12 protein-coding genes are annotated in these 12773 nt (G+C 59.4%); 7 read left to right on the forward strand and 5 right to left on the reverse strand.

Annotated elements, in window-relative coordinates; all coding sequences use genetic code 11:
* Nucleotides 1-72: 72 nt before the first annotated feature.
* Nucleotides 73-1602 (forward strand): HNH endonuclease signature motif containing protein, encoded by a 1530-nt coding sequence (locus ADB02_RS06585; RefSeq protein ID WP_049190127.1) that lies wholly within the window; start codon nt 73-75, stop codon nt 1600-1602.
* A 68-nt stretch (nt 1603-1670) separates the two neighbouring features.
* A complete protein-coding gene (locus ADB02_RS06590; protein ID WP_101687711.1) occupies nt 1671-2687 on the forward strand; it encodes a 3-isopropylmalate dehydrogenase in 1017 nt (338 codons plus the stop codon).
* A 29-nt stretch (nt 2688-2716) separates the two neighbouring features.
* Here the strand turns inward: ADB02_RS06590 and ADB02_RS06595 are convergent, their stop codons facing one another.
* The gene (locus ADB02_RS06595) at nt 2717-3370 is read right to left on the reverse strand and encodes a DUF664 domain-containing protein (RefSeq protein ID WP_049172112.1); all 654 of its coding nucleotides are present in this window, start codon (nt 3368-3370) and stop codon (nt 2717-2719) included.
* 61 nt (nt 3371-3431) lie between these two features.
* Between ADB02_RS06595 and ADB02_RS06600 the strand changes: the two genes are divergently transcribed.
* The 3 genes from ADB02_RS06600 (at nt 3432) to ADB02_RS06610 (ending at nt 6755) form a co-directional block, all read left to right on the forward strand.
* Nucleotides 3432-5306, forward strand: coding sequence for a DUF294 nucleotidyltransferase-like domain-containing protein (locus tag ADB02_RS06600; RefSeq protein ID WP_049190131.1), 1875 nt, complete (start codon nt 3432-3434; stop codon nt 5304-5306).
* Nucleotides 5307-5313: 7 nt separating this feature from the next.
* Nucleotides 5314-5901 carry a 3'-5' exonuclease gene (locus ADB02_RS06605; RefSeq protein WP_048735364.1) on the forward strand — a complete coding sequence of 196 codons (588 nt, stop codon included), beginning with the start codon at nt 5314-5316 and terminating at the stop codon, nt 5899-5901.
* 65 nt (nt 5902-5966) lie between these two features.
* Nucleotides 5967-6755, forward strand: a complete 789-nt coding sequence (locus tag ADB02_RS06610) for a fumarylacetoacetate hydrolase family protein (RefSeq protein WP_049172137.1) — start codon at nt 5967-5969, stop codon at nt 6753-6755.
* Between the two features lie 40 nt (nt 6756-6795).
* On the opposite strand, the gene ADB02_RS06615 is transcribed toward ADB02_RS06610, so the two are convergent.
* Nucleotides 6796-8028 carry an isochorismate synthase gene (locus ADB02_RS06615; RefSeq protein ID WP_016422507.1) on the reverse strand — a complete coding sequence of 411 codons (1233 nt, stop codon included), beginning with the start codon at nt 8026-8028 and terminating at the stop codon, nt 6796-6798.
* A gap of 56 nt (nt 8029-8084) precedes the next feature.
* Nucleotides 8085-8807: an SDR family oxidoreductase gene (locus ADB02_RS06620; protein WP_049190148.1), complete on the reverse strand. Its 723-nt coding sequence runs from the start codon at nt 8805-8807 to the stop codon at nt 8085-8087.
* On the opposite strand from ADB02_RS06620, the gene ADB02_RS06625 reads away from it, so the two are divergent.
* Both ADB02_RS06625 and gltX read left to right on the forward strand, forming a co-directional pair.
* On the forward strand, nt 8806-9519 hold the full coding sequence (locus tag ADB02_RS06625; protein ID WP_241482426.1) for a TIM barrel protein: 714 nt from the start codon (nt 8806-8808) through the stop codon (nt 9517-9519). The genes ADB02_RS06620 and ADB02_RS06625 overlap by 2 nt on opposite strands.
* Before the next feature lie 56 nt (nt 9520-9575).
* On the forward strand, nt 9576-11063 hold the full coding sequence (gene gltX / locus ADB02_RS06630) for a glutamate--tRNA ligase (protein WP_049190136.1): 1488 nt from the start codon (nt 9576-9578) through the stop codon (nt 11061-11063).
* Here gltX and ADB02_RS06635 read toward each other — a convergent pair.
* A complete protein-coding gene (locus tag ADB02_RS06635) occupies nt 11047-12255 on the reverse strand; it encodes a hypothetical protein (RefSeq protein ID WP_049172117.1) in 1209 nt (402 codons plus the stop codon). The genes gltX and ADB02_RS06635 overlap by 17 nt on opposite strands.
* Nucleotides 12173-12457: a hypothetical protein gene (locus ADB02_RS11555; protein WP_147722636.1), complete on the reverse strand. Its 285-nt coding sequence runs from the start codon at nt 12455-12457 to the stop codon at nt 12173-12175. The genes ADB02_RS06635 and ADB02_RS11555 overlap by 83 nt, the downstream gene beginning before the upstream one ends.
* Nucleotides 12458-12773 lie beyond the last annotated feature (316 nt).

The following is a 12773-nucleotide window of genomic DNA, read 5'->3' on the forward strand; positions in this document are numbered from 1 at the left end:
TGGGGGATATGGTGTGGGCGAATTGATAAAGAACTGTTCGTTAGGGGACCTCGTTAGGGAGGGGACAGTGCAATGTCAGAGTTGGAATCGTGTGGGGAATTTCGGTTCAGCCATGAGGTGAGGGCTCATTCGCTCGCTGAAGTGATGCGCGAGATTAATCGTCTGCAGATGGTTATCGCTCAGCGGGTCGCACCACCAGATGATGGCGATGTCGAAGCTCATTTGGCTTATTGGTCGGTGGTGCTTGGAATCTCACGCGCCGAAGTGAACAAATATATGGAAATTGGCTACATGCTTGGACGTATGCCGCAACTAGCGGAAATGTGTCAGGAGCGCGGGCATTTGTCGATGAGGCATTTAGCAATGCTTGGTAAACATACCCGACCTGTAGCCGATGACAAGGTTGACGCAGTGGAGTCGGGTCTCGTGGACGTCGTTAAGCCTAGGCGCGACGGGGAGGCACTCCGTGGCGTGCGTGCGATGGCAACGCGGGTGCAGCGAGTGATTGGTGAGTGTGCTCCGGAAGTGCGGCCACGTGATGTGGATGTCGCTGGGTTGCAGGCTGATAGGGTCCTGGCCCGGAATGTGGAGGCGACCGTAGATGCTGCAATTGATGCGGCGGCATACCAGGTCGAGGCGGATGGAGAGTCGGCGGATAATCCCGTGGAGTCGGAGGAGGTACGGGAGGTTCAAGCTGCGGCTCTCGACTACTTCGGCGATCGTATGACGGCTAAGGAGTTTATCGCAGTTGATGAACATGGTGACGCTGGAGTTACGACACTGACTACTGTCCTCGAGCGGCATCATGCAGTGGAAGCCCTTGCAATTATCGACGCAGTGGCTAAGAAGATGAAAGTGAGTCGCGCGGCAGCTTTCATGCATGCGTTACGCGGTACTTGTGAGGTGGAGGTGAATCTGGAACTCTTCCGAGTGCTCTCTCCCGGGGAGGATGGCGAACCGGAAAACACTCCAGTGTGGCTCGCTGGCGCAGGTTGGCTTTCTTCGCTGGTGGCCGAGTCTTGGCTGAAGCGGGTATCGACATTGCGGGTGCTGGGGGATAGTGCGGTTGAGGGGTATCGGCCCTCCGAGTCTCAGCGTGCATTCGTGCGTGCCCGTGACGGTGTGTGTAGTTTTCCTGGATGCGATGTCCCCGCGGAAAAGTGCGATATCGACCATATTGTGGAATTTGATCACAGCCTTTCCGGTGGTGAGCGGCAAAAGGAAGGGGTCACGCACACAGATAATCTCCATTGTCTCTGTCGAAGGCACCACAACCTCAAAACTGCCGGTATGTGGCGAGTTGTTCGAGGTGATGATGGGATCGAAGCTTGGACGTTCCTCTCTTGTGATGAAGGGCCGTTTGCGCAGTCGGAAAAAGAGCACACTGGGCATGGTCGTTACACCTTTGCCTCGCAGACTGAAAAGAAGACCGCTGCGCTGGCTGAGCACAATGAGAAACGTCGCAAATTGCATGACAATCTCCGCGGCCTAGTGGATAAGGTGCGGCGGGATATGGAAAAGGAGAGAGCAGTAGGCGGGGTGGATTGTGAAAACGATGGAGATGGTAAAAATCGCGCAGACAGTGACGGGGGTGAGCGCTAGGTTCTGCTACACTCATTTGTGTCCATATAGTGAGAAGGGTATCTCAAAAAATGACTGAGGCAGGAAAGCTGAAGATCGCCGTCATCCCGGGTGATGGCATCGGCACGGAAGTTACGGCAGAGGCACTGAAGGTGCTCAAGGCTGCTATCGGCGAGTTCGACACCACCGAGTACGACCTCGGCTCGCGTCGCTACTTGCGCAATGGCGAACTGCTTACCGACGCCGATCTCGACTCCCTGCGTGAGCACGACGCTATTCTGCTCGGTGCTATCGGTGACCCGGCGAACGTTCCTCCGGGTGTTCTCGAGCGCGGCCTGTTGCTGAAGATGCGCTTCGCGCTGGATCACCACGTCAACCTGCGTCCTTCCAAGCTCTTCCCGGGTGTCGAGTCACCGCTGAAGAACCCGGGCGAAATTGATTTCGTGGTCGTCCGCGAGGGAACCGAAGGTGCTTACACCGGTAACGGCGGTGCGATTCGCGTCGGCACGCCACACGAGGTTGCCAACGAGACCTCCGTCAATACCCGCTTCGGTGCTGAGCGCGTTGTTCGCTACGCCTTCGAGCTGGCTATGACCCGTCGTAAGAAGCTGACCCTTGTCCACAAGACCAATGTGTTGGTGCACGGTGGCGGTATGTGGCAGCGCACGGTCGATGAGGTCGCTAAGGAATACCCAGAGGTAGATGTCGATTACTCGCACATCGACGCTGCGACGATCTACCTCGTCACTAATCCTTCGCGTTTCGACGTCATCGTCACCGACAACCTCTTCGGCGACATCATTACTGATGAGGCTGGTGCAGTGTCGGGCGGTATCGGCCTGGCGGCGTCCGGCAACATTGACGCCTCTAATACCAACCCGTCCATGTTTGAGCCCGTTCACGGCTCCGCTCCCGACATTGCTGGCAAGGGGATCGCTGACCCGACCGCAGCCATTCTGTCGGGTGCCATGATGCTGCGCCACCTGGGTCGTGAGGAAGACGCTCAGCGCATCGAGGCTGCTGTGGAAGCTGACATGGCTACTCGCGGTAGTGGCCCGATCAAGACCGCTGAGGTTGGCGACCGCATTGCTGCTGCTTTGAAGTAGCGCAGTAAAAAATAGGGGGGGGGAGAGGGCTAGGCAATCACAGTTTTGCCATCGACGGTAGTGATGTGAGTCTTACCGTCGGCGGTGTGCTCGATGAAGTCCGACGCATGTCCGACCTGGCGAAGTACATCGATGATGGTGTCAAGGGGGTATGGGGATGAGCTTCCTGCGCCGTTATCGGAATCATCCCCTCCCAGTCCTGCCACTAGCGCATCCCTCGTAATCTCCGCATGTCCCAGGTGCTGAGCCGCCTCGTGGAAGACATGCACAATCACGCCTTCGATGCTGCCGCACCACCAACGGTCCTTATCGGTAGGAATAACAGCAGGAGCACCAGCGCGGTCCACGCCTTGCAACTCCACCAGCGCGGATTCAATGGCCGCGCGGTCACGGTGGTAAATCTCCAGCCCTTCCGAAACACTGCAATGAGCAGAAAACTCCCCATCGCGATCACGGACATAATCACGCCCAAGGCAGACGCGCTCGAGCCAGTACCTCGCGGATCCGGTCACATGTCGTAACAGCACGGCCAGGGAGTTAATGGCTGGGATGGGGAGGGTTGCGTTGAAGGTGTCGTCGTCAAGCGTCGCGACGAGTGCCGCGAGCTTGTCCATCCTGCCGAGGATGTGGGCGTCGAGCGGCCATTCGGGATTTATTGAAGCGCTGTGTGTGGAATTGGTCATAAGGTCGAGTATTCCCGCAAATCAGTCCTATTGGGAGCAAAAATAGGGGATAATTGACCCCATGACCGTCGAGCTTGCGGAAATCGCAGACTTCCTCAGCCATACTCGCCCCTTTTCGGACCTCAACGATGAAGAGCGCGCGACTATCCCACCGCTTTTGACCATGCGCTATGCCCGTCGTGGAACGGAGATTATCCGGGCGGGTGCGGATAACAACAGCTGTTTCATTATTCGCTCCGGCATGGTGGATCTCTTTGACCCAGCTGGCACGCTGTTGGACAGGCGAGATGTGGGAGATCATTTCGGCTATTCGACGCTGCTGAGCAGTGACCCTTCGCTATACACGATGACGGCAGTGGAGGACTGCGTATTCCTAGTGATCTCCAAGGAGGTTTTTGACCAGCTCAATGAGCAGTTCGTAGAGGTCCGGCGCTATTACGGCGGTGAGAACGCGCGCATTCGCGCAGTGGCATCGAAGCTGCGGAGTACTGCGGCATCGGAGTCATTGCGCACACGGGTTGCGGATCTGATGGAAACATCGCTGGTGACCTGCAGTGCTGATGCGACAGTACAAGAGGCGGCGCAGATTATGACGGAGCGGAATGTCTCCAGTTTGCTCGTAATGGAGTCTGCAGGCGCCAACCAGAGCCCGCTCGTCGGCATCATCACTGACCGTGACCTCCGTCGTCGAGTGCTGGCAGAGGCGAAGCCCGCGGCGACGCTTGTAAGCGAAGTGATGACCGGGAACCCGGAAACCATCAGTCCCGACCTGCTGGTTTTTGAGGCCATGCTGCTGATGGCTGAGCGCGGTTACCATCATCTGCCGGTGCACGACGGGACGAGAGTGGTCGGCATGATTGTCATTGGTGACCTGCTGCGCAGTCTGCACACCGATCCCGTGTACGCGACGGCGACGCTGGCGCGGAAGAGCGATATCTCGGAGATTGCGGAGATTGCTCAGAACGCGCGGCGGATTGTCGGCCGGTTTATTGACCGAGGTGATTCGGGGGAGGAGGTCGCCAAGCTGCTGACTGCCGTGGCCGATGCTGTCACCCGACGCCTGGTTGCGCTGGCGGAGGAAAAGCTTGGGCCGCCACCAGTCAGCTACGCCTTTGCGGTACTGGGTTCGCATGGGCGCGGGGAGATGGGGCTCGCGTCCGATCAGGACAATGCGCTTGTTCTCGCCGACGACTACGACGCCGACGCTCATGCTGACTATTTCGCCGCGCTTAGCGACGAGATTTGCACCAACCTCGACCGAGTCGGTTATCCGCTCTGTCCAGGGGACATGATGGCCAGCAATCCTGCGTGGAGGATGACCAAGTCGCAGTGGCTGCGCACGTTCCACGGGTGGATTACCGCACCGGAGGCGGAGGCGCTGTTACATGCACAGACCTTCTTCGACATGCGAGCGGTAGCGGGCGATGTGCAACTGGTAGAGGAATTGCGCGCGGCCTACCTACCGCTGGCCCAGGGGTCGCAGCGCCTGCACGCGCACTTGGCCAAGCTCTCGGCCTGGCGGGAGCCGCCGCTCGGCTTCTTCCGTGGCCTGGTGCTGGAGAAGGGCGGCGAGCACGCAGAGACCCTGGACATCAAGAAGGGGGGAACTGCTGCTGTGGTGCAGATGGCGCGCCTATTTACTGTGGCGGCCGGGCTGCCGCAGCTGTCCACGCGTGAACGCTTGGCGGCGAGTGCGGGTGCCGGAAGCGTGAGCCGTCAGGGTGCGCAGGATCTGGCGGATGCGTTCGAGTTCCTGTGCACGGTGCAGCTTCATCACCAGCAGGCCCAGTTCAACGCTGGCGAGCAGCCGAATAACCACATCTACCCGAAGCGTCTCTCCAGCCTGGAACGCGAGCACCTGCGCGATGCGTTTGGTGTTATCCGCAAGTTGCAGCAGAGCCTCGGGGCGAAGTATCCCATCCGGGCGATGTCGTGAGCGCGCAATGTTGAAGTTTTTCAAACCCCGCAAGAAACTCTTGGACGCACCTATCCGCGACAATGCTTGGCTCGCGGTCGATGTGGAAACCACCGGTCTGGATCCCTCCAAAGATCAGTTGCTTTCCATCGGTTGGGTTGCCGTCGAAGGCCGCGACATCGTGCTGGAAGAGTCGGGTCACCTTCTCATTCGCCCAGAGCGCGAGGAGGTGAGCGTCGGCGAGTCGGCGACGGTGCATGGGCTTACCGACGACATGGTCGCAACCGGGGTAGAGGCAGAGGTGGCCGTCGGCAAGCTGTTAGAAGCTCTACGGGGACGGAAGCTGCTGGCGCACTACGCGCGGATGGAAGTTGGTTTCCTAGATCCGTTGTGCCGGAAGTACTTCGATGCGCGTTTTGATGTGCCGGTGGCGGACACTATGACACGTGAGTACGACGCGATTCTGCGGGCCAACCGTGAGCCGGTCCGTGATGAGCTGCGGTTGTGGTCACTGTGCGACAAGTACGGCATTCCCCGTTTTAAGGCCCATCACGCGTTCAACGATGCGCTGGCCTGTGCGCTGGTGTGGCTTGCGCAGGAATCCCGCGGAGTTTAGAGCGCAGAGTATAGAGAGTGGGGGTCGTTGCATAATTATCGCAATGTGACGTGTACCCTATTTTTATGCGTATTGCTCGAATCGCCCACCCAGAGGGCATGTGCTTCGCGCTCGTTGAGGGCGAAGGCAGTGAAGTTACTTTGCACGAAATCGAAGGGCACCCTTTCGGTCAGCTGAATAAGACTGGCCGTTCCTGGCCGCTTGCCGACGTACGTCTGCTCGCCCCAATGCTGCCGTCGAAGGTCATCGCTATTGGTCGTAACTACGCTGACCACGTCGCCGAGGTGTTCAAGAAGTCGGCAGAATCGCTGCCGCCGACGATGTTCATTAAGCCGCCGACGGCCGTCATTGGCCCGGAAGCGCCGATTCGCATTCCGGATTTCGCCACCAACGTCGAGTTTGAGGGCGAGCTGGCACTGGTTATTGGTAAGCCGTGCAAGAACGTCAAGAAGGAAAACGCTCACGATGTGATCTTCGGATACACCATCGTCAATGATGTTTCTTCCCGTGACCTGCAGTTTGCCGATGGTCAGTGGGCGCGCGCAAAGGGCATCGATACCTTCTGCCCGCTTGGTCCGTGGATCCAGACGGAGCTGGACTACAACGAGCTGCCGATCAAGGCGCACCTGACTCACGAGGGTGTTACCGAGACCAAGCAGGATTCCAACTCCAACCAGATGATTATGTCCATCCCGGAGATTATCGAGTTCATCACTGCCTCGATTACGCTGCTGCCGGGTGATGTCATCTGCACCGGCTCCCCGGCCGGTACCGCTGCGATGTTCCCGGGTGACCGCATCGAGATTGAGATCCCGGGTATCGGCAAGCTGGCCAACCCTGTGGAGCGGGCTTAAGCTGCCAGGGCTTAAGCTGCTAGGGCCTATGCGCCCTGGCTTAAGCGCCCTTAACTCCAAAAGCGCGGAGTACAGTGCCCATCTTGGCGCTGGTCTCCGTGACTTCTTCTTCTGGGTCGGAGTGCGACACAATGCCGCCTCCGGCCCATAGTCGTGCCACGGACCCCTCAGTGTCGATTTCGGCACAGCGAATGGAGACCACGAACTCACCGTCGCCATTCTCATCGCACCAGCCGACAGCGCCCGAGTAGAAGCCGCGGTTGGTCTCTACGGCCTGAATAACGCCGAAGGCGGATTCCGTCGGCGTGCCACAAATGGCTGGTGTCGGGTGCACCACCAGCGCCAAATCCAGCGCGGACAGCGACGGATCCTTCAACCGACCGCGGATATGCGTGGCCAAGTGCCACATCTCGGCGGTGCTCATCAGCTCGGGGCTGTCCGGAACATCCAGCGAACTGCACAGTGGCGCCAAGTTGTCGGCGATGTCGTCGACGACGAAGGCATGCTCGTCTAGGTTCTTGCGCGAGTCCGCTAAACGACGGGCCGACGCCCGGTCCACCTCTTCATTCCGGGACCTCGGCAGCGACCCGGCCAAGGGAAACGCCTCAACGATGTCGCCCGTACGGCGGACCAGCATCTCCGGGGAGGAACCGATGAGCAACTTGCCCTCATAATCGGAACCGGCGGGGGAGAGATCCACGACAAAGCCATCGCGGTTGGGGGATCCGTCGATCAGCCGCGATGCGAGTAGGAGCGGGTCAATCGGGGGATCGATTTCGAGTTCCACGGCGCGCGCGAGCACGACCTTTTCCAGCGCCGAGTACTCGATTGTGCGGATGGCTGCGGCGATGCGCTCAGCGTGCTCGTCGAGCGGGGGATCGTAAGCGACGATGTTGGCGTGGGGCTTCGGTGCGTTCCAACGGTAGTGCGCGGGTGGCTCCAGCGGCTGCGAGGAGCGGATGACTTCCCGGGGAACGGTCAGGGCGGCGGGCTTGTCCAAGTCGAAGGGCAATGCGCCGACTACCATCTTGTGAATGCCCGAGTGCAGTCCCTCGGCCGCGAGCCAGGGGTCGGAAAGCTGCTCTTCAATACCTTGCGTGCGGATGGAGCCGTGTGCCCGGGAGAGCAAAAAGTCCGGAGCGGTGGTCGGGCGGGACGTATCCCAGCGCGTCGAACGCTTCGGAGTCGCTGCAGGGTCGTTCGACGGGTGAGAATTCTCCTGCTTCTCTTCTTCGTTTCCGCCGCCCAGAGAGGGGTGGTTTTCCATGGACATAGCCCTAACCCGCCTCCTCAATCTAAACCCAGTTGTGCTCCAGTTTAAGGGGCAGGCTAACCCCTACCCAAAAAGGGCATACCCGCAGCGGTAATCGTCAGCTGATCGATGACTGCACTCGCCGGCAGATTCGCGGCGTAGAGGAAGGTCTCCGCAGCCTGCGTGGCATCGAACATTGGCTCGCTGCCTGTGAACGTCCCCAATAGGTCAGTCTGCGCATTGCCAATGTCAATGCGCGTTGCCGTAATGCCATACTCGCGTCCGTCCAGGGCAAGCACATGGGTCATTCCGGCAAGCGCGCTTTTCGACGTCGCGTACGCCGCCGTATGGGCTCTCGGTACCTGCGCCGCGATAGAACAGTTGACCAGGATTCGGCCGCCTGCTTGGTCCGCCTTCCCATCACGCCCCGCTTTCATCCGCGCGAACGCCTCGCGTGCGCATAGGTACGAGCCGACCACATTCGTATCGATGACCGCCCGGAAGTCCTCAATGTCGGTCTCTCCGAACTCTGCGGGCGTGCCGGGCAGCCCCGCATTGAGCACCGCAACATCAATGGTTCCCGTAGCTACCTGCGCGTCCTCAAACATCGCACGGACCTGCTCGGGGTCGGTGATGTCACACCTGGAGAAGGTGATGTTGTCCGCTTCGGCGGCAACGGCCTCGAGCGCGTCGATACGCCTGCCGCAGATATGCACGTGCCAGCCATCGGAGGCGAAAGCCAGAGCAATTTCGCGACCAATGCCCGCGCCGCCACCAGTTACTACTACCGTTTTGGTCATGAGCACTATTATTAACTGTTCTACGGTCTACGCACACATGTCCCCGCACGACGCCGTCAACGCCGCGCGTGACGACGGCTACGCGGCCGTGGAATTCTGGTGGCCTTTTGACCTCGCAGTGCCCGCACCCGATGAGGTTTCCGCTTTTTGTGACCTCTTTGACGACAGCCTCGGTCTTTATGCCATGAATCTGTGGGGAGGGGACATGGCAGCGGGGCAGCGAGGAGTGCTCGATACGGATGGGCTGCCCGCGGGGCATCTGGAGGCAGTGAGCCAGATTGCGCGGGCCACTGGGCTGAAATGCTCGAACGTGCTGCTGGGGCGCTCGGGGGAGCTAACGAACTTGCAGGTGCAAAGACTGACTGAGATTACTGCCCAGCTGGAGCTCAGCGGGGTTCGCGCATTGATTGAGCCACTGTCCGGGATGAGCGATTATCCCATTACAGATCCCTGGCAAGCCGACGAGCTAGCGCAACAGACTGGTGCTGGTGTGCTCGCGGACTTTTACCATTTTGCAGCTAATGGCGTCGACGTGGATGCTTGGCTCGCTGATGTGGAGACCGGAAGAGTGAGCCTGCCGGCGCACGTCCAGATTGCCGATTTCCCAGGCCGCGGCGCGCCGGGCACCGGTGAGGCACCACTGCGCAGCTGGGTTGAGCGGCTGCGCGCCGCCGGATACGCCGGCGAAGTGGCCGGGGAGTGGGCTCTGTAACCCTATGCAAACCCTATGCATGCCTGCAGGTGGGAGGGCGGGTATCGTGGGAAAGCATGTCAGATGTTCGCGTACGCTTTTGCCCGTCGCCAACCGGTACCCCGCACGTTGGCCTCATCCGCACTGCCCTGTTCAACTGGGCATATGCCCGTCACACTGGTGGCAAGCTGGTCTTCCGCATCGAAGATACCGATGCCGCTCGCGACTCCGAAGAGTCCTATCAGGCAATCATCGAGGCCCTGAATTGGCTCGGTATTGACTGGGACGAGGGCATCGATGTCGGCGGTCCGCACGGCCCGTACCGCCAGTCGCAGCGCAAGGACATCTACGCCGATGTATTGCAGCGCCTCATCGACGCCGGTGAAGCCTACGAGGCCTTTTCCACCGCTGAAGAGGTTGAGGAGCGCCACAAGGCTGCCGGTCGTGACCCGAAGCTGGGCTACGACAACTATGACCGCAACCTCACCGAGGAGCAGAAGGAAGCCTTCCGCGCAGAGGGCCGTAAGCCGGTGATTCGCCTGCGCATGCCGGACGAGGACATTGTCTTCGACGACCTCGTGCGCGGTCGTATCGAGTTCAAGGCCGGCCTGGTTCCGGACTTCGTCATTGCTCGCTCCAACGGTGAACCGCTCTACACCCTGGTTAACCCGGTCGATGACGCCCTGATGGAGATCACTCACGTCCTGCGTGGTGAGGACCTGCTGCCATCGACCCCGCGCCAGATCGCTCTCTACGAGTCGCTGAAGCGCATCGGTGTCGCCAAGTTCACCCCGGAGTTCGGTCACCTGCCGTTCGTTATGGGCGAGGGTAATAAGAAGCTGTCCAAGCGTGACCCGCAGTCCAATCTCTTCATCCACCGCGATAACGGTTTCATCCGCGAGGGTCTGCTGAACTACCTGGCACTGCTGGGGTGGTCTATGGACGGCGACCAGGACATCTTCACGATGGACGAGATGGTCAAGGCCTTCGATATCCACGATGTGCTGTCCAACCCGGCTCGCTTCGATCAGAAGAAGGCCGACGCTATCAACGCGGACCACATCCGCATGCTCGATCCGAACGACTTCGAGCAGCGTCTGCGCACGTACCTGGAAAGCCACTTTGACTTCCCGGCCGACTACCCGGCGGATAAGTTCGCTTTCCTGGCAACGCTGCTGCAGACCCGTGTGAAGACGCTTTCCGACGCCTGGGACCTCTCGAAGTTCCTAGTTGTGGAAGAGGACGAGTTCACCTTCGATGAGCGCTCGGCACGCCGTAACTTCAAGGAAGACGCCGTCGCTGTCCTGGAGGCCACCATTGCAGCTGTGGAGCCGCTCAGCGAAGAGGACTTCGTCACCGAGAAGCTTGAAGCTGCACTTCAGAAGGCCCTCATCGAGGACCTGGAGCTGAAGCCACGCAAGGCCTTCGGCCCGGTGCGCGTGGCTGTAACTGGTGCTCAGGTATCGCCGCCGCTGTTCGAGTCCATGGAGCTGCTTGGTCGCAGCCGCAGCCTGGGCCGACTGCGCAAGGCGCTCGAGGTCACTCCTTTTACTGCTGCTCAGTAAAGAGCGCGAGCTGGGCTGAGCGAAGCAGGTTCGTGTAAGAGCCCGCTTCCTTGCCCACCTTCTGCGGGTCGCGGTTCAGCATATTCATGGAGGTTTCGCGGTAATCCTTGACCAGCGACCCCATGTGGTTGTTGAAGAAATCGTGCCAGTCGGTTCCCCAGTGGACCGTGCCGTCCTCGTTTCGCTTGAGCAGTGCGGCAAAGGCGTACACGAGCGGGTAGATGAACCCGTCCGGAATCGCGTAGCCGATGGGCTGGCGGTAGAACTTCGAGTACTTCTGTGGAGTCTTGCCGGTCCGCGGATTCTTCTTATTGGCCTTGTCAACAGCATCAATGCCGCCGAATTTACCGCCGCTCTTGTTGTAGAGATCGGGTAGCTCTGCGTTGATGCGCTCGAAAATATCGATGAAGTCACGCGTGAGGTTCAATGCGCTGCGGACCTTCTCGTTGTAGAGAACGACCTCTTCGGTGCGCTCATTGATGCTTTCAGTGCTGGGCTTAGTGACCTCCGGTGAGCTCATGACATCCTCGAAGCGGTCAAGCAGCTTGGCCTTGCCGGAGTAGAGGCTGGTGGGGGTCGGTGCTTCAATCTGCTTCCCGTCGGCATCCTTCGGCAGGTCAATACAAGACAGCGGAATCCATGCCATAGCGATGACATCGCCCACCTTTAGTCGACCAGTATCGTTGGTGCGCCACTGCACGTTGTCGCTAATTCCCTGAGGCAGGGCATGCTTCAGATCGTCAAAGTAGCCGGCGCGATTGAGCTTTGCTTCCGCCTTGAGCTCCGCATTGTTGTTGCGGGCGGCACAGATATCGAGCAGAGCATCGGAGAAGTCCTGCACAGTGTCCTCGTCCCGAGCACCGGGCACGAGTACCTCTACCGGAACACGGGCATCGAGCTCGGTGAGGCTTTCGTCGGCAAGCAATTCCTCAATTTCTCCCGTACGCTCCGACCAGACCTCCTTCATTTCGGACCACGTTTTGATTTTGCGGCTAGGCGGTGGAGTGAGCTTGCCCAGGACGAACAGTGCGATAGCCAGCGAGTTGTGACCGCCGTCGAGGATGCCTTCGATGCGACGGTTGCTGAAGGTGAAGCGGTAGAGATTGTCGTCACTGGTGAACTGAGTGGAGGCCAGGAGCACACCCTTGGATTTGTAGGCGAAGAGCTCCGGTGTGGTGTCGATGGTTTCCATGATGGCATCGGTGATGCGGCCGGTGCGGGGACACGCGTGGGTTGGCGTCGAGGTTGAGGGCCGAGATGATTTTCGCGAACTGACGGATAGTGACAGTGCCGATGACGCGACCGATGGTGCCGTTCATTTGCTCCGTGATGTCGGAGAACTCCAGCTCGAGCGTGATGGGGGCGGTTGTTGCCGTCGTTGTTGGGGAAGTCATGGTGCCTGCCTTTCAGGTCTGGTTTTTTGGTGTGTGTCGGCTGTTTGCCAGCCGCTTCACCACGAAGTGTCTCCTGAAGGGCGGATCAGCTTTGAGCTGCGATCGAATGGGCTTTCGATCTGGGACTGCGTTAGTTATATGCACTGCATTAGTTATGCGCACTGCTGAGGTGGGCTGTGGGGAACTCGCGAATTTAAACGAGCCTTTGACCAGGTGATTTGCTCTTGTTAGCGCGAATTGGCTATATTATTCCTCGTTGCGTTCAGCAGCGATGGCCTATGGTGTAATTGGCAACACTACGGTTTCTGGTACCGTC

Source organism: Corynebacterium sp. 212_CJEI (assembly GCF_001055915.1).
In the GTDB taxonomy this organism is placed as follows: Bacteria; Actinomycetota; Actinomycetes; order Mycobacteriales; family Mycobacteriaceae; genus Corynebacterium; species Corynebacterium jeikeium_D.

Coding starts and splice junctions, on each gene's coding strand:
- ADB02_RS06610 (WP_049172137.1), top strand. CDS start 5,967: ATGCGTATTGCTCGAATCGCCCACCCAGAGGGCATGTGCTTCGCGCTC.
- ADB02_RS06625 (WP_241482426.1), top strand. CDS start 8,806: ATGAGCACTATTATTAACTGTTCTACGGTCTACGCACACATGTCCCCG.
- ADB02_RS06600 (WP_049190131.1), top strand. CDS start 3,432: ATGACCGTCGAGCTTGCGGAAATCGCAGACTTCCTCAGCCATACTCGC.
- ADB02_RS06620 (WP_049190148.1), bottom strand. CDS start 8,807: ATGACCAAAACGGTAGTAGTAACTGGTGGCGGCGCGGGCATTGGTCGC.
- ADB02_RS06605 (WP_048735364.1), top strand. CDS start 5,314: ATGTTGAAGTTTTTCAAACCCCGCAAGAAACTCTTGGACGCACCTATC.
- ADB02_RS11555 (WP_147722636.1), bottom strand. CDS start 12,457: ATGACTTCCCCAACAACGACGGCAACAACCGCCCCCATCACGCTCGAG.
- ADB02_RS06635 (WP_049172117.1), bottom strand. CDS start 12,255: ATGGAAACCATCGACACCACACCGGAGCTCTTCGCCTACAAATCCAAG.
- ADB02_RS06595 (WP_049172112.1), bottom strand. CDS start 3,370: ATGACCAATTCCACACACAGCGCTTCAATAAATCCCGAATGGCCGCTC.
- ADB02_RS06615 (WP_016422507.1), bottom strand. CDS start 8,028: ATGTCCATGGAAAACCACCCCTCTCTGGGCGGCGGAAACGAAGAAGAG.
- ADB02_RS06585 (WP_049190127.1), top strand. CDS start 73: ATGTCAGAGTTGGAATCGTGTGGGGAATTTCGGTTCAGCCATGAGGTG.
- gltX (WP_049190136.1), top strand. CDS start 9,576: ATGTCAGATGTTCGCGTACGCTTTTGCCCGTCGCCAACCGGTACCCCG.